Source organism: Paenibacillus sp. S28 (assembly GCF_016624415.1).
In the GTDB taxonomy this organism is placed as follows: domain Bacteria; phylum Bacillota; class Bacilli; order Paenibacillales; family Paenibacillaceae; genus Paenibacillus_AQ; species Paenibacillus_AQ favisporus.
Genome location: NZ_JACVTM010000005.1, coordinates 401,805 through 425,310, shown reverse-complemented (window position 1 = coordinate 425,310; position 23,506 = coordinate 401,805). Strand labels below are relative to the sequence as shown.

Annotated in this window: 13 protein-coding genes; all 13 read right to left on the bottom strand. The window is 56.1% G+C overall.

The genetic code is table 11. The features are described 5' to 3' along the window. Positions 1-23: 23 nt before the first annotated feature. The 13 genes from IAE55_RS15545 to IAE55_RS15485 all read right to left on the bottom strand — a co-directional run bounded on the left by IAE55_RS15545 (position 24) and on the right by IAE55_RS15485 (position 23,433). Positions 24-1,841, bottom strand: coding sequence for a cache domain-containing sensor histidine kinase (locus tag IAE55_RS15545; protein ID WP_200633194.1), 1,818 nt, complete (start codon positions 1,839-1,841; stop codon positions 24-26). Beyond that, the gene (locus IAE55_RS15540; RefSeq protein ID WP_105445614.1) at positions 1,834-3,471 is read right to left on the bottom strand and encodes a response regulator transcription factor; all 1,638 of its coding nucleotides are present in this window, start codon (positions 3,469-3,471) and stop codon (positions 1,834-1,836) included. The genes IAE55_RS15545 and IAE55_RS15540 overlap by 8 nt, the downstream gene beginning before the upstream one ends. An 18-nt stretch (positions 3,472-3,489) precedes the next feature. After that, the gene (locus IAE55_RS15535; RefSeq protein WP_200633193.1) at positions 3,490-5,043 is read right to left on the bottom strand and encodes an extracellular solute-binding protein; all 1,554 of its coding nucleotides are present in this window, start codon (positions 5,041-5,043) and stop codon (positions 3,490-3,492) included. A gap of 265 nt (positions 5,044-5,308) precedes the next feature. Beyond that, positions 5,309-6,676 (bottom strand): ABC transporter substrate-binding protein, encoded by a 1,368-nt coding sequence (locus IAE55_RS15530; protein WP_200633192.1) that lies wholly within the window; start codon positions 6,674-6,676, stop codon positions 5,309-5,311. A gap of 120 nt (positions 6,677-6,796) precedes the next feature. Continuing rightward, complete coding sequence (locus IAE55_RS15525) at positions 6,797-7,774, bottom strand: carbohydrate ABC transporter permease (protein WP_076172909.1); 978 nt, start codon at positions 7,772-7,774, stop codon at positions 6,797-6,799. Next, entirely contained in the window at positions 7,771-8,667 is an 897-nt protein-coding gene (locus tag IAE55_RS15520) for a carbohydrate ABC transporter permease (protein ID WP_143811899.1), read from the bottom strand. Before IAE55_RS15520 ends, IAE55_RS15525 begins: the two co-directional genes overlap by 4 nt. After that, positions 8,664-10,817, bottom strand: coding sequence for a DUF5696 domain-containing protein (locus tag IAE55_RS15515; RefSeq protein ID WP_105445620.1), 2,154 nt, complete (start codon positions 10,815-10,817; stop codon positions 8,664-8,666). Before IAE55_RS15515 ends, IAE55_RS15520 begins: the two co-directional genes overlap by 4 nt. Before the next feature lie 64 nt (positions 10,818-10,881). Next, a complete protein-coding gene (locus IAE55_RS15510) occupies positions 10,882-12,897 on the bottom strand; it encodes a YIP1 family protein (protein WP_200633191.1) in 2,016 nt (671 codons plus the stop codon). Between the two features lie 26 nt (positions 12,898-12,923). Next, a complete protein-coding gene (locus IAE55_RS15505; protein ID WP_145161229.1) occupies positions 12,924-13,790 on the bottom strand; it encodes a carbohydrate ABC transporter permease in 867 nt (288 codons plus the stop codon). A gap of 4 nt (positions 13,791-13,794) precedes the next feature. After that, positions 13,795-14,766, bottom strand: coding sequence for a carbohydrate ABC transporter permease (locus tag IAE55_RS15500; protein WP_260867083.1), 972 nt, complete (start codon positions 14,764-14,766; stop codon positions 13,795-13,797). Beyond that, positions 14,763-17,717: an extracellular solute-binding protein gene (locus IAE55_RS15495; RefSeq protein WP_145161231.1), complete on the bottom strand. Its 2,955-nt coding sequence runs from the start codon at positions 17,715-17,717 to the stop codon at positions 14,763-14,765. Before IAE55_RS15495 ends, IAE55_RS15500 begins: the two co-directional genes overlap by 4 nt. Next, positions 17,714-18,832, bottom strand: coding sequence for an ABC transporter ATP-binding protein (locus IAE55_RS15490; protein WP_145161233.1), 1,119 nt, complete (start codon positions 18,830-18,832; stop codon positions 17,714-17,716). The genes IAE55_RS15495 and IAE55_RS15490 overlap by 4 nt, the downstream gene beginning before the upstream one ends. A 254-nt stretch (positions 18,833-19,086) precedes the next feature. Beyond that, positions 19,087-23,433, bottom strand: a complete 4,347-nt coding sequence (locus tag IAE55_RS15485) for a glycosyl hydrolase family 28-related protein (RefSeq protein ID WP_325168645.1) — start codon at positions 23,431-23,433, stop codon at positions 19,087-19,089. Positions 23,434-23,506 lie beyond the last annotated feature (73 nt).

The following is a 23,506-nucleotide window of genomic DNA, read 5'->3' as shown; positions in this document are numbered from 1 at the left end:
TGCCGCAATACCAGATTTAACGCTCAGCTGACTTCCTGATCCGCCCCCCGTTCAGGCGTCGTCCTCTCTTCCCCGCCGGGCGGGAGAATCGGATGACGGATCGTAATTTTGGTTCCCTTGCCCTCCTGGGTCTCGATCCGCAGCTGGTAATCAGGGCCAAAATAAATTTTTAGCCGTTCGTTTACATTGCGCAGTCCGACGCCGGATCTGCCCGCCATTTTTCGGTTGCCGGCCGCATCGTTCAACTCCTTCAGCACCTCTTCCGGAATTCCCTTGCCGTTATCGCTAATATCGATGACCAGATCCCGCTCTTCCACGCGGCCGGAGAGGATGACCTTGCCCTTCTCGAAATTGCCGCGGATGCTGTGCTGGATGGCATTCTCGACCAAAGGCTGCAGCAGCAGGCGCATGAATGTCATATCCAGCATCTCTTCGTCAAAAAAATACAGAACGCGCAGCGGCATGCCGATGCGGGCCTGCTCGATCTGCACGTAGGCCTTCACCTGCTCGACTTCGCGGCCGACGGTCGTAATGTCTTTGCCTTGGTTCAAGCTGAGCCGCAGCAAATTCCCGAGCGCCGATACCATCTCCCCAATATCGTTGCGCCCGTGGTTTTCCGCTTTCCAGCGGATCGATTCCAGCGTGTTGTAGAGAAAATGCGGGTTGATCTGGTGGCTGAGCACCTGAAATTCCAGCTCCCTCTTCGTTCGCTCGGCGCGCGTGGACTGCAGGATGAGATCTTCGATTTTCCGGACGATGCTGCCAAAGCCGCGATACAGCCAGCCGATCTCGTCCTTGCGGTTCTGATGAGGAATGAGCATGCTGAAATCCCCTTCCTCCAGCTTGCGCATCAGCCGGACCAGTTGGAAGACGGGCTGGGTAAAATTCCGTGTGAGATAGATGACCACCCCAACGGCACAGAGCATATAAGCGATCAGAAAAAAGATCAGCAGTCTCTGCATCGCCGTAATAGGCTCCGTCAAAGCGTGCATCGGCGTCAGACTGACGATCGTCCAGGGCAGGCTGTCCATGCGGACAAAGGCGATCAAATTTTTCTCGTCATAAATAGACAGCGTCTCAACGCCCTCCTTGCGATCATTCCGCATCGCCAGTAATTTGGGGGACGGCAGCTGCTCTCCGGTCCACTCGCTTGCCGCCGAATCGTAAACAATTTTCCCTGTTTCGTCGACGATCAGGAACTTCTGCCCCTGCAGCCGTTTGGTCGGCGAGAAGAAGCGGCTGAAATGGTTATCCGCCAGATCGGCCACCACCAGCCCCCTCGGCGTTCGATTATGCAGGCTGGTGAACGTTTTGACATAGGAGAGCAGCGGACCACGGTTCGGCCCTCCATCCATCGACAGATGCCAGATCGGCAGCGTACTGTTCGCCGCGTTCTGAAACCATTCTTCATTTCGGGTCGATGTCGTAACTTCGAGCGCCCTCAAGTATGTGGGATAGGCCTCGGAATTCAGCGGATAGACTCGCAGCTGCAGCGCATCCATCTGCTTTTTCTTCTGGTACACGATGTTAAGGAGGTCCACCGAGGCCGATACTTCATCCTGGCTGCTGGCCGGCGGCTGTTCGAGCAAATCTTGCAGCTTCTTGTCTCCGATCAGCTCGTTCATCTGGTCGTTCAGTTTGGCCAAGTACGCCTCCAGATTAATCTTGGACTGCTCCAAATAGCTCATGGAGAAGGTAGCATTGGCCTGCTGGATTCCTTCCACCGACTTGGTATGCGCGTAAGCCGAGAATAAAATGAAAGGAACGATCGTAATCGCGAGAAAGATCAGAATCATCCGGTTCCGTAGCGAGGAGGCCAGCCGGAGAAAAGACCTAATCATCCAGAATCCCCTGCAGACGGCGGAATTCTTTGGGCGTAACGCCGACCAGCTTTTTGAACAGTTTCGTAAAATGGACCGGATCCTTGTACCCCACCTGATGGGAAACCTGATAAATTTTATATTTCGTATCGCCCAGCATCTCTTTGGCTCTGGCAATACGAACGTTGGTCAGCTCCTCGATGAAGGTGCGGCCCTTTTCTTTTTTGTACAGCTTGCTGAGCCAGATCGGCGTCACATGAACGGCCGCGGCCACCGACTGCAGCGACAGGTTTTCTGCGTAGCGGGTACGGATCATCTTCTCGGCCTCCTGGACGATCTGGCTGGAGGAGGTCGCCATTTTGCGGAAGTCTCCGGCCAGGGACAGCAGCCGGCTCTCCACCTGATCCTGAAGCGACTGCAGCGTGTCATACTGCTCCAATTGCTCCCACAGACCGATCGGGTCCTGCTCCCAGGAACGGTCGGGCCACCCGGCCGACGCGGCCGTACGGTAAATTCCCATCAGCCATTTGAACAACTGCTGCTGGATATCTTTTAGATTGGGCAGCTCCCACGATTTGACCATATCCTCAAAGTCAGCCATAGATTCCGAAATGTCGGCGTCCGTTCCGTACTTCACCAGATCAAGCACCGCCCCCGGCTCCCGGATCGTCAGCCTGCCGACCTCTGCGGCTCCGTCCTCTACGCTGCCGGTGAAGACCCGGTTGCCCCCGCAGACCACCTTTTGCTCCAGGGACTCGGTGCAATCCACGTAGAGCTGATGCAGTTTGTTCAGCTCTTTGGGTGCGGGGCTGATCCCGATGCTGGCCTTGACCTTCACGAATTGGTTGATACGAAGCAGGCAGGTCTCGGCGGTGGCATGGCATGAATCAAGCATCCCGGGATCGGGGCAGCCGATGACGGCCACCCACCGCTCGTGCGTATCCTTGAACAAGGCCGACGGCATGTTCAATTGCTCGGCAAGCGTATGGCTGACGACATTGCCGATGCCGAACAAGACAAGCTCCTTCTCATCCGGCATGCCTGGCCGGGCGGGCAGCGCTCTTAGGTCGTCCCCTTCAATGGCCATCAGCAGCAGCGGCATCCGGCTCATCCAGTCCAGTCTCAACGACTGCAGGCGGTGGGAGATGCGGGTCTCGCGGTACGGATCGTATTCGTTCTCCGCCATTTCACGCAGCAGCTCCTCCTGAAGCTTCGGCTCCGCAAACTGCACCTGGTACGTGAGGCGGTCATGCGTTTGCTGCTGCAGCCGTTCCCGTTCGATCGCATCCACCGCTTTACGGACGATCCGCTCCAGTTCATCCAGTTTGATCGGCTTCAGGATATAGTCCATCGCTCCAAGCTGGATCGCCTGTTTGACCAGGCTGAAATCGTCGTAGCCGCTGATCAGCACCGCTTTCCACAGGTAATCCGGTAAAGTATGCAGCTCCGCCAGAAACTCAAGTCCCGACATCCGGTTCATCTTGATGTCCGTCACGATCAGATTCGGCTGATGGCGACGGGCCATTTGCAGAGCCTCATCCCCATCCGAAGCCGCCATGACGGCGTTAACGCCGTATTCATTCCAGGGGACCCGCTTGCGGAGCCCCTCGCGAATTTCAAATTCATCGTCCACGATTAATACGCTGATCATAAAGGCATCCTCCCCTTGTCATGAATGTTGATGCTGTGCCGCCAGGAATTGGTCGACCTGACGCTGCACCTCCCGGATAATCGTATCCAGCCCATTATCTTTTTGCAGCATACGGTAATCCGACAGCGCCTTGGCGACATCCGGCATCATGCCGTACTCGATCGATTTGCCGTAGTCCTCATAGATCTGGTCGCGCTCTTCAAGCAGCGGACTGATCGACTGATCGTTCAGCAGGAGTCCTTCCACGGGAGAATCCACATTCACGGGCAGCTCCGCAAAGCGGGCTTCCTCCTTCCAGAAGTCCCCAGGGTACGTTTCGGTGGGGCGCAAAAATTGCGGTTTCCACAGCGCCCACTGTCCTCCCCAGTCCATGTAGTTGCTGGTGGAAAAGTTCAGGTTATCCGGGTACTTGACCTTCCCTCCGTCCAGCTCATAGGTTTTCCCCTGAATCCCATACACGACAAGATCAAACAACCTCTCGTCCGTCTCCAGCATATCAAGAAACCGCAGCACCAGCTCCGGATGCTCAGCATTCCGGTTGATGGCCACGACATTTGCGATCGGGCTGCGGTTGACCGTTTTTTTGTCGGGGTACAATAGCGACATCTGCTGCCGGTAGCTTGCATCGGTAAAACCCGGATCGGCTGCATAGGCCCACTCGTGGGAAGTGAGCGTGAACAGCATTTTTCCGTTGCGCCATTGATCCGCAGCGTCTTCGGTATCGATCTTTGAATCGGGATTTAGAATCCCGTCTTCGTACCATGCCTTGCTCATGAAGGCAGCATCCTCGTAAAAAGGCTGATCTTCGATCGCCTTCACTTTGTAATGAGGGTCATTCAGATAAAAACCGAGGCCGTGAAAGCCCAAGTCCACCCATTCGTCCCGGACCACATACAGGGGGAGCGCCGGAATCCGGCTCAGCTTCTGATTGGGATAGACTTTCTTCAGCTCGTGGAGAAGCGAATCGACATCCTCGGCAGTTCGTACCGATTCAGGTTCGCGGTAAATCCCCGCCTTCTCCGCCATGTCCACCCGCCATCCGGCATAGGGCCGCTGATTCATCTTGATCGACCAGGGCAAGCCGACGATATCCCCGCCAATCGTGGCAGAGGGCAGGTTATGCTGCTGCCGGTAGCGGTCATATAAGTGGGGGGCGTACACCGGAAGAAGATCGTTTAATCTCAAATAGGAACCCCGGGACGCCATTTGCTTGAATGAGCCTTCTGAATCGAAATTCAGGTCCCACCGGTCTCCTGCCGCCGCCATGACCAGCAGCTTCCCCGAATATTCCGGCCAGGGAATGAAATTGACGGAAAATTTGACGTTTAATCCTTTGGTTTTGACGTAATCGCTCACGGCCGCCCAAACTTCATCCGTCGCCGCCTTTTTCTCGCCGCCGAAATAAAACTTCAGCGTCGCTTCCGGCTCGCCGGACGTGGCGGCCGCATCGCCGAAAAGAGAGGGACCGTCCATACGGACATCGCCGCCGGCTGCGCAGCCCGCCAGTCCGGATGCCAGCGTGATGCACAGCAGACAGGCGACGAACCATCCCAGAGTTCGGCAAAAGGACATGGCTGCTCTTCCTTTCCGCATCTATTTTGTAAACGTTTTCACAAAAGAGTCCAAATATATTGCGCGGCTCTCTCTCCGATCTACAAAGATTAATATAAACGAAGTGCTGCCAATGGACAATGGGACGATATTAAACAATCCCGTCATATATTGGCCGATGTTTCCGCCCACGGCAAACAGCCCCACAAAGTGGAGCGAAGGCTCTCTCTTATATCTTCAAAAAGGAAGCCGCCAGACTGATGTCCGTCCGGCAGCTTCCCCTCTCTTATTGCTTTAAGGTGGCTCTCACTTCCTGCGTTTTCTTATTCCATGTCTCCGTTTCCGGAATAATGTCGTTGATATCCCGGTCGCCGAAAATAATGTCGTTCAAGATGTTGTTATAGTTGTAGTCGTTCCACCCCGGCACGGTCAGGCCGGATTGGATTTTGGCGTTCTTTTGGGCGATCTTGACGGCTTCGATATTTTTGCCCTGCCAGATCGGAGCCTGATCGTAGTAGCTCGTCAGCTCGGGATCGATGACGGAAGCATTGGCTCCCTGGTCAATTTTCCACTTCTGGGCTTCCGGCGTGAATTGGAAGCTGAGCCACAGGAAGGCTTCCTCCTTATGCTTCGAACCGGACAGAAGTGCCAGCGGTCCGTAAATCGAATACCCCGGCTGGCTGACCTTGCCTTTCGGGAACGGGAGAACGTCCCAGTCGAATGTCGCTTTTTCCTTCAGAGTCGGCAGGACCCAGTCGCCGCCGATAGCGAAGGCCGTTTTTCCGTTGATGAAATCCTTCGTCACGTTGCCGCCTTCTTCCGCGGCTGCGTTGCTCTGCATAGACCCGTCCTTCGTGACCAGCTCCTGGAACCATTTCACATCGTTCATGACGTCCGGCGTGCTGAGCATGCTCTGGGTCAGGTCTTCGTTCATGTATTGATGATTCGCCGCATGGCCGTCGGCAATCGCTTTGGAGGACAGCAGGCGCATTTGGATTTCGGGCTGCGTCGTAATGCCGTATTCACCGGCGCTCGGATCGGTCACCTGCTTGGCGATGTTACGGAAGTCGTCGTAACTCCAGTCGTTTGCCGGCATATCCACGCCGTGTTTGGCCAGCAGATCCTTGTTCACCAGCACCCACATCGGGACGTCAACCATCGGCACGGCAAGCTTCTTGTTGTTGAACATCATCGTTTCGAAGAAGCCGTCGGGGAATTTGGCGTTCTTGAAAATATCGCTCTTCTCGATGTAAGGCGTCAAATCTTCGATGAGATTGTTCTGCTCGAAGGTGATCAGATCGCTGTCGATCTCGGTCACGTCGGCAGGCGTGCCCGCTGCTTCCAGTGATGCGATGATTTCCATAATCGGCTGCGAATTGGTCACCGGTACCTGCTCAATGGTGATCCAGGGGTATTTCTGATGAAACAAGCTGTACAGCTCATCATAGGTTCCGTTTTTCCAGGAAATAAATTTGAGCGTAACCGGATCATGCTTTTCCTCTGCTGCCGGCTGGTTTGGCGCAGGCGTGGGTGCAGGATCATTGCCTGTTCCGGACGGTGAAGCACTGTCATTACTGCTGCTGCACCCGGCAAGGGTGAAGGTCATGAGCATGACCATCGATATAATGGATGACGCGATACGTTTTCTTTTCAATCCTTATTCCTCCCCAATTTGATTTCATCGGATGCTGACGATACCCCTTTGTTCCCAAGCTATACCTGCTAGTTCGGCATTCCCCCTTTCAATGCTTCCGGCAGATCGGCATACCAAGGCTTATTCCACAATCCCCGTCCGTTCGATGCCGGTAATGAACCAGCGCTGCAGAAACATGAAGATCACGAGCGGCGGAAGGATGATCAAGAAGGCGGCACCCATTTTGGTGCCTTCGGTCACCGGATTGCTGACCAGGTCTTTGCTTCCGAGCAGCGACGGGTTCAGCACATCCTCCAGCTGGTCCAGCCGGATGGAGAGCGGCGTGAAGCCCTTGGCCAGGAACATCGAAGGCTCATAGTACATGTTCCAGTACCAGATGAACGAGAACAGAAAGACGACCAGACAGGCCGACTGGGCAAGCGGCAGCATGATCCGGAAATACAGCCGGGCAGCGGAAGCGCCGTCCAGTTTGGCTGCCTCCTCCAGGCTGGGCGGCTGCGCCCTGAAGAACTGGCGGAAAATAAGGATAAACAATGCTCCCTTCAGCCCCTGCCCGAAAATCGCCGGCACAAGGAAGACAAACAGCGTATTAAGCAGGCCCAGCTTGCTGAAGATCACATACAGCGGAATAATGATCACCTGCGGCGGGATCAGAAACGTCAGCAGCACCAGCGCCGTGATCAGCCCTTTAAACGGAACGGCCAGCCGGGCGAGCGCATAGCCGGTCATCGAGCATATCAGCACCTGAACTATCGAGCAGCTCAGGGCGATGAGAGCGGTGTTCCGGAGGGCTTCCGGATACTGCAGCCCTTTGTAGGCTTTGGTCAGATTCTCCCAGGTGACGACCCGGGGAATCCATTTGACGCTGGGATCCAGCAAATCGCTGACCGTCTTCAGCATCGTGCTGATCATATAGAGCAGCGGCTGCAAGTACAGATAGGCCACGATGGACAGCAGCACATAAATGACCATTTTCGCCAGGAGACCGTCCGACAGATTCCTGCCCAGCATGACCATCTTGTACTTCTGCGCCTTACGGCTCCACAAGAAGCTCGTGGCGTAATTTCTGGCCCTTTGAACCCATGGTTCCGTATTCATGGTCTTCCTCCCTTGAGCCGCATGCTGCGGCTGAATAGTCCCGTCACGAGGGCGAGCAGGACGAAAATAAAGCCGAAATAAATCCAAGCGAGGGCACTGGCGTAGCCATATCCGGTGTCGACTTTGAACATGTTGTCCTTAATGTGCTTCAGGACCGGATTCAGCGGGAAGGTGAACAGGTCGATAATGGTATAGAGCACGTTCAGGCTGATAAACGGAACGCTGGCCGGAAGCGTAATCTTCCAGAAGCTCTCCCATGGAGAAGCGCCGTCGATGCGCACCGCTTCGTAAATCGACGGGGAAATCGTCTGGAAGCCGGCGATGAAGATCAGAATCTGCACGCCCGAGTACCAAAGGATAAGAACGACGCGCCCAAGCACTTCCATGACCGTCTTGGCCAACTCTCCCCCGACATACTGCCGGACGACAGGCTCCAGATTGTACTGGTCCAGAAACGGTATATCGCCCGCGCCCTGCGTAAACAGCTCGGACAGCACCTGCCCCGTCGCAAAGATGACCGGGAGGAAGAACAGCGCCCGATACACGAACCGGCCGGGGAACTGCTGGTTCAGCAGCAGGGAAATCAGCAGGGCGAAGATGACGATGATCGGCACCATCAGGATCATTTCCTGAAAGTAGGTGATCAGCTCGATCGGAAACACGTTGTCCTTGAGAAAGGCATCGCGGTAATTTTGCAGACCAAGCCACGTATACTTGAATCCCCCCGGCACCACCGCGACCTTGTGCAGGGACATGAACATGGACCAGCCGATCGGAATCGCCACAAACACGCAGAACCCGATGATCCATGGGAGCATAAACAGCAGTCCGACGCCGTAGCGCTTCAGATGATATTGGGCCGCTTTTCGTTTAAAATCCGGAACGCTGCTCATTTCCCCGCTCCTTTCTCCACGGTAAAGTCCTTGACTCCGTAATCCACGATAACCCTCGTGCCGTCCTCATAAGTGGTGGCATATTTTTGGCCGGACAGCTTTTCATGGCCGATGATCTTCATGGAATACAGCTGGCTCAGTGAATCGAACTTCGCGTATTCCTCCTCGATCCGTCGTTCCCATTTATCGAAACGGCTGCTGTACAAAAAGTTCGAGGGAGTATCCTTCAGCTTCCGGGAATCGTCATGGGTCACAAAGAACGAGGGCAGCGCCCCGTATTCGATTGCCCTTAAAAATTCGGTATCCTCATCGTCGCGAAGGTTGCCGTCCCCGAACGTGTAAGGAATGAAGCCGTGCAGCACAATCGGGTAAAAAGGAACCGTCTCGTCGATCATGAAATCGTAGCTCGATTCCGACGGCAGCCCGTCAATGTAATCCGTTTGACCGAGCGCATAAGCATCCCCCTGGTTGACCGACGCGCTTCCCAGTGCCTCCCGGGTATATTTCAGCAGCCCGTCGTAGACGGTTTTTGCATATTCCCGGGTTTGGATGCCGGAAGGCTCGTAATCGTTCAGCAGCATCTCGCCGATTCCGCTGAAATGGATGCCGTTTACTCCAAGTTTCTTCAGCCTGTTTACCGTATCTGCCGCCGTTACCGCCGTATAGGCGGGCTTGGCGATATACCAGCCGTCGTCAACATAGGCGGTCCCGTCGATCCCCCGGATGGCGTCCGTCTTGCCGGAAAAGGAGGAATGGCCGTCGACCCAGAGGAAGTCCTCGCTGAAGCTGACAGGGACGCCCCGCTCCTTCATCCCGGAAATGAACGTCTTCGCGGCCGCTTCGCCGCCAAGCGCCGGATCGATCGGAAACCGCTTCTCCATGTTGTAGTCGCCTTCATTCTGCCAGCCGTAGAATATGGTGCGTAATGAAGCGACGCCCTTGCTCTGCAAGGTACTGACGATATCGCCCGCCTGCTCGAAGGTCGTGGCGGCCACATACCGGATTCGGCCAAAAGCCTTTTCGTAATTGCCGCCCATGATTTTCAGGTACAGCGGCACATGATCCACCGGTTTCAGCGCCTCGGTAAGACGGCCGGTCTCCTGCAGGTAGCTTCGGTAAGCTCCCGCCATACCGACATAATCCGCGTCCGCGCCGTTCAGGAACCGGTATTCGACCTCCCGGTCCCGGTTCAGCCGTTCCTTCTGAACGGCCTTGCTCGGCGCGGCCAGCCGGCTCATCCGGTAGAGATATTCTTCGCGATAGATTTGACTGGAAAATACCTGATAGAATGACGACTTGAGTCCGGGCGCCATAGCGGATACGTTGGCGGAATCTTCGCCTTTGGTCATGACGGCCAGAAAGGCATGGTCGCCCTTCTTCAACCCGAACACAGGGTAAGCGATGTCTTCCCTCCGTTCTCCGGTACGCGTCCAATTCTCCTCATTCGTTATCTCTTTGCCGTAAACCTGATGCGAGTAACCCCTGGTAAGGCTCGCATGCTCCTGATCGAAGCGGATGAGTCCTCCAGGGCCGTCGGGAACGAACACATAACCATTCTCCTTGGCAGGTGCGGCTCCAAAATAAGGCAGAACGTCGAGCGAGAACAGCGCAGACGCTCCTTCCTCCCGAATGCCGGCTGCAGGTACCTTGACCTTGAGACCGTTATCCGTCAGCTCATACTGCATGACAAACCCCAGCTGTTTGGCGGGAAACGAGTATTCGATTTGCAGCCCCTCTGGCTTGCGGATCATGGCGATTTGCATGCCGGCCGTCTGGTTGCTCAGCGTCTCCCTGACCGTCTGATCGGCTCCCTGCGTCCGGACATGGGTCAGAAGAAAAGGGGATTGCAGGTTGGCCAGCAGCTGTCCTTTGACCGTTTCACCGGCCAGTTCCTCCTTGGTCGGATTGCTGGTCCAGCGGTAGCCGGATGCCTTATCCAGCACGGCGATCTGGGTGTTATCCGGGCGGACGTACAGCGCATAATGTTCGTTCTCCAGCGCCAGCGCATAACCGTCAGCCCCTGCGGCCGGTTTCCAGGGATCGCCCTCATACAAGGCGTCCGGAGTCGGAAGGTTCGCGGCGATGCCCGTTTGGGAGAAGCGCTCGGCTGTCGTTTGCTCCCAAGGCTTGAACACCAGCAGCAGAAGCACGATCAGAAGAGCAAGTATGATAGCGGCAGGCCACTTTGCTTGGCGGAATCGTCGTTTGGCAGCGTTAATGATAGATGTTCACCTCTTTGTAAAGCTCATAGAAAAAGTCATAAAGGTTATAGGACAATCCGAAAATGATGAAGCCGAACATCCAGATCGTCAGAATTGCAAACACCGAGATAGCCGAATTTTTCAGCGTCTCCAGGAAATCGAAGTTGTGGATCACCTGCGTCATCACGATGAACATGACAAGCAGCCATACGGTCATGATCGTGTTCAATGCATGAATGATGACCGCCTCATCCAGCGATGCGATGTTGGACAGCAGGATCGTCGGGACCGAAAAAAACACATAGGGCGACAGCGCATAGACGCTGCCCTGAATGACTTCCCGGAACCGGCCCTCCCCGTCCTTGATGCTGCAGACCAGGTAGTTGGCGATGATCCAGGTGACCCATGGCAGGGCAAACAGGCCGAGTTCCTTCATCAGATTGACTTCCGAGAGGTCGACGGGATGGAACAAAAACCCGGTAAGATAAACTCTGCACAGCTTGATGCCGATGACCAGGAGCAGCAGGGAAATCGTGATCCAGACGGGAATCCTCGCCTCCTTGATTTTGTAGAACCCCTCGTAAGGATGGATCAGGACGTAGCCCAAATTACGGATATACGCCAGCGGCTCCTTCCAGGATGCCGGCAGCGGACGCCTGCGCAGGAACCAGCGGATAAGACGATAGCCGAAGTAAAGGGCAAGCATCACCGCGGCCAGTCCGGCCACCAGGGCGACAAAATGGCGCTGAAGCCATTCCATACGGATCTGCCAAAAAGCCTTCGAATAGCCGTCGGTATCGAAAGCGGCCTTCATGTAGCTCAAGGCTTCGTCATTGCGGTCCTCGTGCAAAAACACTTTGCCCAAGCCTTGAAAGGTCCCGTTGTACATATCGTTGCGGGCATAGACCGCCTCCCAGTACGGCTTGCTCTCTTCGTATTTCCCGTCGGCATACAGTGCGAGCGCCTGAAGCGCGCTGCTGCCGAAGGCGGTACGGACGTATTTGTGGACCGTATTGGTACCACTGTCGGATATCCAGATCGCATGATCCGAGTCGATGCCGATCCCGGTCGGATAACCAAGCACGCCGTACTGCTGCGTTTCCTTATCGATATCGCCGAACTCGAACATAGCCTCGCCGCTGCGGTCATAGAGATTGATGCTCATGGAATCGAGGTCGATATTGTACAGGAAGCCTTCCGGATCAATGGCAACGTCGACGATGCCGTGTCCGTTCACCAGCGTCTTGTTTTTAAAAGCGTCCACCCCGCCTGCATTCAGCTTGCGGATCGCTCCCTTCCCTTCCCCGCCGGCGGTGGCCGTGTACACAAATCCGTACGGATCGATCGCCACATTCGTAATCGGCTTGGGAAGCGCGCCCTTTTCCTTGGACAGCTGCTCCTTGTTCAGCACCAGCTTCTTCAGCCAGTTCAGCATCGACTGATCCGCTTTGTTCGCACCGAAATAGCCCATGAATTCGCCTTTCGGATTCAGCCGGACCAGTCCCTGATACGAGGAGTTCAGCTGGATGTACATCACGCCGCGCCGGTCCACGACAAGTTTGACAGGGACAAAATGCTCCGAGCCGAGCAGCGGGGTCTCCGGCTTCTTGTACTCCCTCTGAAACCGTCCGCTCCCGTCAAACACGGCAATCCGCTGATTTCCGGAGTCCGCCACGTACACCTCGTTGTCCGGAGTAACGTATACGCCTTCCGGTCCCGAGAGCTGACCTTGGCCTTCGGCGTCGCCGAACGTCCGGAGCAGCGTGCCGTCCGGATTCAGCACCGCAATCCGGTCTTTCTTCTTGTCGGCGATATAGACCCGGTCGTCGGCGGCGATATCGAGATCAGCCGGCTCACCGAAATCGGCGGAAATGGCCCCGGCCGGACGGTATATCGGCTGGATGCGGAACCAGGACGACTGGTTCGAGTCATAGTAGGATGTCATATATGGAGGTTTGGCCATGGCGGTACCCGGCAGGGACGTCAAGACGGCCATAAAGACTAGCAGTAATGGAAACCATTTTTTCATCGTTCCGACTTCCTTTGCTGATGACATTACTTGATACCGGAATGGACCATCGTCTCAAGCACTCTGCGCTGAAAGAGCAGGAAAATGATCAGATTCGGGATGAAAATAAGCAGCCCGGCCGCCGCCGCCATGTTCTGCCCCGCCACGTTGTTCTGCAAGCCGCTCAGCAGGCTGTTGACGTAGAAAGCGAGCGTCCGCATCGTCTCCTTTTGCATGAACAGGGTTGAAGTCTCCACGTCACCCCATACGCCCTGGAACGTCAAAATCGAGATGGTCGCGATCGCCGGGACGGACAGGGGCAGAATCATGCGCACGAAGATGCCGACATGACCCGCGCCGTCGATCCGGGCCGCCTCCATCAGATCGCTCGGAATTTGCGAGATGAAGCCGACGAGCATAAACACCGCGACGGGAGATGCCAGCGACGGCAGGATATGCCCGAGATACGTATTGTTCAGCCCGATGCCGTTGATGACGAGATATCTCGGAATGGATACCGTTTCGGGCGCGAACATCAAGGACAAGGTAATCAGCGACATGATGAGCTGTTTGAAATGGAATTGGTATTTGGCCAGAACATAAGCCGCCATCGTACTGACCACCACGACGCTGACCAGCGTCAGCGAAACGACAATTAGGCTGTTGAACAAATACCGTGTGAACGGCACCGTCGCATTGGACGCATGCAGAAAGAGCGTTTCGAAATTGTGCAGGGTCGGATGCCGGACGAAAAACCGCGGCGGAAACAGGAACAGCTCGTTTTGCGGCTTAAACGCATGATTGAAGATGAAGACGATCGGCAGCGACATGAACAAGGCCAAGGCGGTAAAAAGCGTGATCAAAATGACCTGAAAGGGCGACGCCGTGCGGAGCCGGCGCAATTTGGGCATCATGGGCTTACAGTTCCTCCTTCGAGTTAAACATCCGGTAGGCAAACCTCATCACGAAGTAACTGAGGAGCAGCAGAATGACCGAAACCGCTGAAGCATAACCCAGTTCGAACCGGATGAACGCGTAATCGTCGACATGGTTGATGATGAGGTGCCCCGCATACTGCGGCGTAATCGCCATCCCGGTCAGCTGGGTTGAAATGCTGCCGGCCTTCAGGGTCGAAACGATCGTCATGACGGCACTGAACAGCATTTGCGGTTTCATGGACGGCACGGTAATGTAGAACACTTCCTGCAGCCGGTTCGATATGCCGTCGATCCGTCCGGCTTCGTACAGCTCCCGGTTGACCGTCTGCAGACCCGCCAGCATCGCCAGAAATCCTACGCTGAAGCTCATCCAGAGGGATACCAGAATCATGATATTCAGCAGGTACTTCGGATCCTGCAGCCAAGTTACCGGGGAATCGATCCAGCCCATATTCAGCAGGAAGTTGTTCAAATAGCCGACGCGGTCGCCGCTGAAAGCGGCAATCCAGACGACCGTCAGCGCCACGCCGCCCGCCATCGACGGCGCATAGAACACCAGCGTGTAATAATCGCGCACCTTCATCGGCAGCTGATGAATGAGCCAGGCAAACAGGAAAGACAGCAGATACCCGCCCGGCCCGACGATCAGTGCGAACACGAACGTGTTCGGAAGCGCCTTGGTCAGAAAAATAATGTCCTGCGTAAACAGCGCGATAAAGTTGTCAAAGCCGATAAAATGCAGCTTGCTGAATCCGTCGTAGGACGTGAAGCTGAGAGTCGCGGCCATCACGACCGGAATGACGATAAAGACGAGAAAGCAGATGAGAAAAGGAGCCAGGAACGCGTAGCAGAAGGCATCCTTCTTCAAATCCAGCACAAACCGTTTCAGCTTGACCGCTGCCGGGGATGGCGGCTTCGCGGCGGGCAAAGCGGGCGTAACTTCTGGTTTCACGGCTTAGCCTCCTCCCAGTTAAAAGGTTCGGTAATCTGCGGCACGTGCAAGTTTCTTCCCGCAATGCCGAAGTTCCGCTGCCTGCGGTCCATCTCCCGCTGCAGCGACAGGCTGGCCTCTTCCAGCGATTCGCTCGCCGGCACGCCGTCAAATACTGTCTTGTTCCAGGCGAAGTCCATTTCACGGGCCAGGAAGTAGTATCCTGGGACATTGGGCAGGTTCGCCGCCCAGCGGGCCTGTTCCCGGATCGCTTTCAGGTCTTCGGACGGCCAACTCAGCGACTTCATCGCCTCAACATTGGCCGTATTCCAGCGGTATTCGATGCCGTAGTACGACTCCATGTCCCCGGCATACCTCGACTGGACATCCGCCGAAGTCCACCATTTCAGAAACTGCCAGGCCGCATCCTTCTTGTCGCTCTTCTTCATGATCATGGCCGTGGACAGTCCTTGCGGCGACCAGCGGGCCACTTGACCGTCCGGCTGCTTGATCCCCGGCAGGGGCGCGACTTTCCAGTGCCCCGTGATCTCAGGCGCAGCCACCTGCAGCTGCACGTACGTGTTGAAATCGGATATGCCGATCGGGATATCCCCGTCACGGAAATGCTGGAAGAAAGCCGGTATGTCGATCGGCAGGTTGAATTTGGTGTACAGCTGCGTCCACTGCTTGAATGCCTTTTGCCCCGAATCGCTGAACAGGCTGGACTTCAGCCCGTCGGGCGTATACGGCGATGCGCCGTTTTCGAGAAAGAGGGTGGCGAAGTCCGCCTTCGGAACATTCATCGTCATGCCGTTCTCCTGCAGCGTCGGCAGGATGTCAAACACGTCGTCCCAAGTGTCCGGCGCCTTCAAGCCCAGGCTCTCGAAAATATCCGAGCGGTAAAACAGCAGCTGGAAGTTCTGCACCTCCGGCAGGCCGTAAGTGCCGCCGTTGTAGGTCAGGGCTCTCGACGCGCCCGGGATGAATCGTTTCATGACATCGGCAAATCCCGGATAAGAGGACAGATCCTGAACGGCGTCCCGCATCGCATAATCGGCCGGTGTGGCCTCTGCCAGCCCGAGCGCTACGTCGGGCACGTCGCCGGCAGCATTGCCCAGAATCAGCATGTTGGGATTCGGCATGAGATTGATGTTGACCTGAATCCCCGTTTTCGGCGTGAAATCCTGGCTCACCAGCTCCCGCAGCTCATCAACGTAATCGCGGCCGCGGCCGACCCAGATCTCCAGCGCCCCGTCCTTCTTCTCCCCGTCCAGGTCGTAATCCATCGTAAAGGAACGGGCGAAGTCGGCGATGGAATACGGAATCCGGGAGAGCGCCGTTGGCTCTTTGAGGCCAGTTTTGGCGTCTGGCGTCCGTACCACGAAATAATCGAGCATCAGCGGCTGCTGGGTCAGCGTGGACATCCATGTGCCGATGTTGGCCTGGATCGTAGAGAAATCGTTCACCTTGTTCGGAACGTTGTTGACGTCGGCCGTCATCTCTTCCAGCATGCTCACCGCTGAAGCGATCGCTTGCGACAAGTCGGAGCTGCCTTCATTGACGCGGTTAATGTAGTCCCGGATCAGCTTCAGGCGGTCGATCAAGGATTGAAGCGTTTTGCCCGCATTGGGGTCGTATTTATTCATATCCCAAGTGCGGCTGGCATCCAGATTGGCATCCGAGGCGCTTTTGCTGTAATTGCCGGTGATGAGCCGGATATGACGGTCGAAATCCGATATTTGCTTAAGGGTATCCTTCAACGCGATCAGAATCGGCTGCATCGTGCTTGAATCGGCTGTCATTCGCATCGTGTGGGTCCCTTTGTTCAGGTAAAACTGATAGGGCCTGCCTTCCGCATCCGCTATCGCCGATATTTCAAATTCCTTGTGATACGCCAGACCGTAATGAAGCAGCTCTTCGAACGGGACTTTTCCGTCGATTTCGATCGTCCGATACGCTTTGAACCCCGATCTGTAGTTTTGGAAGTTTTTCAGATCGATGACGTACCAGCCGTCGGCTGGAACCTCAAAGCTCCACTCCACCCACTCGCCCGGCTGCTTCCAACGGTTCCCTCCGAGCACGTTATAGGTGATACGGCCCTTGGGATCCGGTGAAATGTACGGCTCCGACCAGCGGTCCGTCTGAATGGACAGGCTTGACTTGCGCTGGAACTGCTCTGCTTCCGTCTGCTTGAACCAGCTCTCTTGGGCCTTCATCGCAGGCTGCTGCTTGACGTATTCCGCATAGGCCTCGATCGGCTGCTGGGTCCGGAAATAAATGTCCCGGATCGCGACTGCCCCCCTCTCTCCGGTCAACCTGAGCGTGTGCTGCCCGGGCTCAAGCCGGTACAGAAGCGGCCGGGAAGAAGCCGAATAATCGCTTGCCGCCTTGTCCGTCCATTCGGGGAGTTCAATCTGCTGCGGACGGACCTGCATCCCGATTTCGTTGACTTCGTACGGATATTTCGCGTCCTTCCACATCCGTTCCAGCTCGATGCGCTCCGATTCCGCGAAGGGGTATTTTCCGTCGATCATGGCCCCGCGGATCACGGAGCTGCCGCCGCCCGGCAGCGCCTTATAGTCCAAATGGAGCTCATACCAGCCAGCCTCGGGGACCGTAAAGGTCCACTCTACCCAGCCGGATTCGTTGCTCCAGCTCAGCATGCTTCGTCCGCTCTCGGTCTCCTTGGCCAGGTCCGCATCGGTGGATGCCGCCTTGTAATTGACCGGATCAAGCCGAATGGCCGTCTCTCCCGCAGCGGCATCTTCGCCTTCCTGCCCCTTCATGAGCTGGGCGTAAGAAAGCTCGCCTTCCTTGCTTGCCAGATCAAGCAGTTCGGCGGCGTTGACGCTGGTGGAGTAAACCACAGGCTCATCGGCCGACAGCCAGCGGACGAGTCCGAACAGAAGCGCTGCAACGATCAGCATTCTCAGGGAAATGCGCGCGAAGCGGGGCAAGGTGCGTTTTTTCATACCTCACCTCTCCCCACCAATTCCTCCGTACTCTCATCGAAAAAGTGGATTTTGTGCATCTGCAAGCCTACAGAGACCACGTCCCCGGCTGCGTACGTCTGTTCAGGATCGGTACGGGCGATCATTTGATAAGAACCGATTTGCACGTAAACATAGGAATCCGCGCCGGTGGCTTCCGTCATTTGCACAAGCCCGGTAATGAAGCCGGCTTCCTCCGTGCTGCCGCGCTTCAGAATGACGTGTTCCGGCCGTACGCCCAAGATGACGCTGCGAACGGTTTTCGGGGCCCGCTCAAAATTTCTGCCTAAGGCCTCAGGTAGGAGCAGCCTCATCCGTTTGTTGGAAAAATAGTATTCTCCGTCGTTTTTCTCGATTGTACCGTTTAGAAAGTTCATCTGGGGCGAACCGATGAATCCGGCGACAAACACATTGGCCGGTTCGTCGTACAATGCGCGCGGGGCGGCTACCTGCTGAATGACCCCGTCCTTCATCACCACGATGCGGGTGCCCATCGTCATTGCTTCGACCTGGTCGTGGGTGACATACACTGTCGTCCGCTTCAGGTCGCTCTGCAGCTTGATCAGCTCAGCCCGGGTCTGCGCGCGCAGCTTGGCATCGAGATTGGACAGCGGTTCGTCCATCAGAAACACCTGAGGCTCGCGGGCGATCGCCCTGCCGAGCGCGACCCGCTGCTTCTGGCCGCCGGACAGCTGACTTGGCTTGCGGTCCAGCAGATGGGCGATTTCCAGGATGGACGCCACCCGCTTCACGCGCACATCGATTTCATGCTTCGCCGTCTTGCGGAGCTTGAGGCCAAGCGCGATATTTTCATAAACGGACAGATTCGGATACAGGGCATAATTCTGAAAAACCATCGCGATATCGCGGTCCTTCGGGGAGACGTAATTGATGAATCTGCCGTCCAAATACAGCTCGCCGCTGCTGATCTCCTCAAGCCCCGCCAGCATGCGCAGCGTCGTCGATTTGCCGCAGCCGGATGGACCGACCAGGACAAGGAATTCTCCTTCTTCAATGGACAAATGGAAGTCGTTCACGGCGGGGCGGGATTCGCCCTTGTACCGTTTGAATACATGATTAAATGTGATGCTTCCCACCGTTCTCACCTCACGCTATCTAACTGCCGTTACTTCTTTAATGGTAGTGCATCCGTCACAGGGCCAAAATGAGGCGGAATTAATGTTTGCAGTCCATTTTTAACGTGTCTGCGTTTAGAGTGCGGCTGGCCCCGAAATTGCTGAATACCGAAATCGCCACACTCACCCCAGACGCAAAAAAAAGCCTGCGCACGATCGCTCGAAAGCGATACTGTGCACAGGCATGTCATGCTGGCCTGCCCTATGGCAGCAGATTATACAAGCGGTACGCCAGAACCGGAGTTCCCTCCTCCATTCGATCCCGGTCCTCCCGGATGCCCCTTTCCGCCCGGAACTGTCCCAAGTTTCGAACCAATGGCAGCGAGCCGGGCCTGCAAGGATGTCTTCAGTCCCCCATCCGGCAGGAGAAGCACGAAATTGGCAGCAGCATCGACGGTGCTGACTTCTCTCTTGTGCATGGCCGACTTCACACTGGCTTGGGCGGATTTCTCCAGCAGCTTCACATAATCGTCCTGCAGGAGGTACAGATTGCCGAATAATCCGGCATCCTTGCTTGTGCCAATGCCTCCGTTAAACTCCATGAATCCGGACCGGCCCTCCCCGTCATTTTCGTTGACAAGGAGTGCAAGCCCAATCGGTTTATCTGCGCGGAAATCGTAGCCTGCACCGTGAAGCGCCTCAAACGGAAGGGTCAGCTCATAATGCGTCACCTTGGTTGTTTCGTCGCGGGTAACGACTGCCTGAACGGATTCCAGCGGACCCGGCGTTATCCCATCCGGAGCACGCCATCTCCATTTCTGCACGCTGCCGTCCTCGTTCAGCGCAAACCCGAGCTCGTTCACCTGGCGGCTGGCCGCGCCATCTTCCTTCGCCAGGTCGATACCGACCTGCAGGCTGTCGCCCTGCCATATATCGCCGCCTGTAAACGTCTGGCTATGGACGTTGTCTTTGACATCCACGTTGACGTATAAATGGGCTTCATCCCAGGTGACCTTGGAGGTGAGCCCGAGATCATCGGCGCCTCCCCAGCTTCCGCCAACGCTGTAGTAATGCTCCGGACCGGACACCTCAATGGATGGTGTGTGATCCGCGGCCTCGCTCCGCGATGCGAAGGACTGGGACAGCTTGACTGAAGTTTCATAACGTTCCCCGTTATCCAGCGCAACCCTGAACTTCAGAGAATCGGCTGATAAGTACGGGATGGCCACACCGCGGGTTTCCCCCTTCTTCAGATCCTCAAAACGGATCGGCTTCAGCGCCTCCTTATACATGCCGGGGCTGACCCATTCGATTTGTCCCTTCAGCGTTCCATCTCCGGCCGCATTGGTTATCGACAGCTCCGTTCCTGTATTTTCCGGGTGTGAAGGATCGAAGGGCGCCTTCTCTAACTTCAGCGTCACAGGATAGAGGTTGCTTCCCGACACTTTGCCCGGCGCATCGTTCTGAATTTGAAGTCCCCCGCTGGCCAGGTTGTTGGATACGACCATCTTGTCGATGCCAGGCCCGGCATACACATGGGTCGTTTGGGACTGCTGGAAATAGGAATCGTACAGTCCGATGTCACCGCCGACGGCGTTAATACCGATGTCGCCGACTTTGGTGAAGTTGGCCTGCTGAATCCGCACGTTGCCCCCGAAGATGTCGAAGGAACGGTTCGTATCGCCCCACATCGAAGAATTGAAAAACACCGCTTTGGAGCCGAAGTCCTTGCCGACCTCGACATAGACCTTGTCGGTCGTGCTGATCGAGACCAACTCCGTGTTGATGAACTGGAGTCCCGCCTTGTCCGCGCCTTCCAGCACGGCTCCTTTTTTGCTTCCGTCCGTGCCGTGGCCGATCACGACGGCTTCAGGGCCCTGCCCGTCCTGTCCTTCGAAATGGATGCCGAACTTCGAACCGAAGACGAATGTGTTAAAAATGGTCTCCTGTTTCACGTTGCCGATGCGGAAAGCATCCAGATGGTCCTTCTGGTAACTCCAGACCATGTCGGAGTCCGCGCCGGTGGATGGATGGTTCGGGTAATTGCTGCGCCCGTAATAATGCGGATTGAACTGGACGTTCCGCAAGTATCCGCCCTGCGCACCTCCGCCCAGGTAAATCCCTTCCTTCAGCGGGGAACCTGCCACGTAATCGATGTAATGCCCGCTCGTATCGTAGGTTCCAAAATCGACGGCCTGGTATGGATTGACCAGCGTCGTATCAATAAGGTAAACGTCCTTCCCTTGGCCTTGAACGGTCCATGGGTAAGGCTTGACCGGATTCGCTTCGGTCCAGGTTTGATGGTCGTAATATACGGATATCCCACGGAGGCCCGCCGACGCTTTTAACTGGATCAACGCCGGGGCGTCCGGTTCATTTTCCCCGTAGTTCGTAAAAATGACCGTGCCGCCGCCAATCGTATGATGCGGAACATCAAAGTTGCCGCGCAATTCTACGCCGGTCGGTACAACCAGCGGCTGCTCGACCCGGTAAATCCCGGCCGGCATATACACCGTGCCGCCGCCAGCGTCACCGGCATCGCTTAGAGCCTGCTGGATCACCTGGGAAGCATCCTCATTCCCGGTCGGATCAGCGGAGTACGGAGCATTCACCACATTAAACAATCCGCTCGTCGCCGGCTTGGGACGTGCGGCGATATCCACGGATGGCACCTCAGGAAGGCGGTCCAGGACATACTTGTCGTCTTGGCGGATATTCAGGTCCGTCGACTGGCTGTGATTGGTTACGGACAGCTTGCCGTCATATCCCGAGTTGATGGAATTTACCGTTCCGACATTCCCTTCAAGCAGGAGATGGCGATCGGATTTGGCGAAGCTGGAAGCCCCCAGTATCAGCGATCCGCCTCGTGCGACGATCGCATAGTCCTCGCTGCCGTCCCCCCAGTTTTCGAACGAGCTGTTTTCGAAGGATAAGGTGCCGCTGCCCTCGTTCAGAACCGCCTGATCGGGGTGCCCGCCAACCGTAACGCCGTTAAACTGAACAATGGAATTGAAGCCCTGCGTCGCGTAAATGGCAATCGGATGCTGCCCGGCGCCAGCTTCGAACCGGCTGTCCGAAATCAGCAGGCCGTAATTGTTGACGCCCTCAATCTTGAGCGCGACATGGCAATCCTCGACCTGGATCTTGTACAGCTGCGCATTGGCCGATTCAAGGCTGCCGGTTCTCGTCGTCATCCGCATGCCCGTCTCATATCCGGAAATATGGATGTCCGACATGTATTCCCAGTCGGAGCGGCCCATCACGATGCCCTCGGCGTGGCCCGTCATGTAATCATGCAGTTCGCCGCGTTCGGGCGATCCCGTCAGGCCCGAGCCGGACCAGAGATCCGGGGACAAATGAATCCCCTCCAGCCGTCCGATATCCGTCGTATAATCGAGAAAAATGCCTGTCTTCAGCGTGGTACCATAGAGATTTTTGACGTAATGCAGCTCGTTCCAGTCAGGTCCGATCTTGATCCCCTGGTAAGCATTGACCAGCGTGACATTCTTGACGGTCGCACTGTCGCCGGGAAGCTGTTCGATCGTCCACGGATATGGAGACAGATCGGATGCGTTTTGTTCCGGATACCAGATGGACAGGTTCGTCACGCCGCTGGAAGGCTGCAGCCTGATGAAGCTCGTGCCTGTCTCCTGTCCCTTACCGGCGTAGACGGCAAGAACGGTGCCCAGAACCTTGCCGCCCTGCGCTTCCGGATTCGCCCAATCGCCGCGGAGCGTGACTCCTGTCGGGACGACAAGCTCGCTTGTCAGCCTGTACATGCCTGAAGGCACGTACACGACGCCCCCACCTTGGCTTCCCGCACCGGCCAGCGCTTCCTGGAAGGCGCGGGTGTCATCCGTGCTACCATCCCCTTTGGCGCCATAATCCGTCACACTGCGGTCGGCAATGACGATATCGTCCGTCGGATATACCGTGTCATAGACCTTGGTTTCGTGGGTCCCCGACGGTTCACGGATCTGCTTCGTCACAGTCACCTTCGCCAAAAACAGCTCGGGATTCTGCGCCTTCGCTCCGGCGCCGGTGACGCCGATCCGGAAATCCGCACCGTTTGTGCGGTTCTCAAAGCGCGCGTCGCTCAGCTTGAAGGTATGCGTCTTCCAGGTCCCCGAATTTTCGTACGAAAACAGCGGGGCGTCCTTAAAAGCGGACTGCTTGGAATCATACTGAAGCACCATGTCCCCATTGCCTTGGTCATAATATTCGGCCGTTACCAAAACGTCCTGATCGCTAAGATCTCCCGCGAAGTCGTCATCCACATTGAAATAAAAGTAGAGGATGTTCTGTGCCGGATCATTCGGATTTACCGCTTGATTGGTCTTCCAGTACGTTTTACCGTCCATTTCGCCCACCTGCAGGCCTTCCTCCGGACCGTCCCCCGGACGGGCGGTCATGCCTTGCCCTTCCGGCGTTTCCCCGAGCGTAATGTATACGGAATCGGTGACCGTTACCGGTGCGGATGGCGGAAGCTGGCTGCCGCCATCTGCATCCTCTCCATCGGCGGCGGCTCTAAGTGGAGCCGGGGCCATCCAGAATAAGGGGACGACCATCACGATGACGGTCATTTGCGCGATAAAGCGCCTAAAGCTCAATCGATTGTTCACGATTATTCCTCCCATGCTTGATTTGCTTATCAAGCTGCACGAAAGCAACGCTGCTTCGCTGCGGGATCATGAT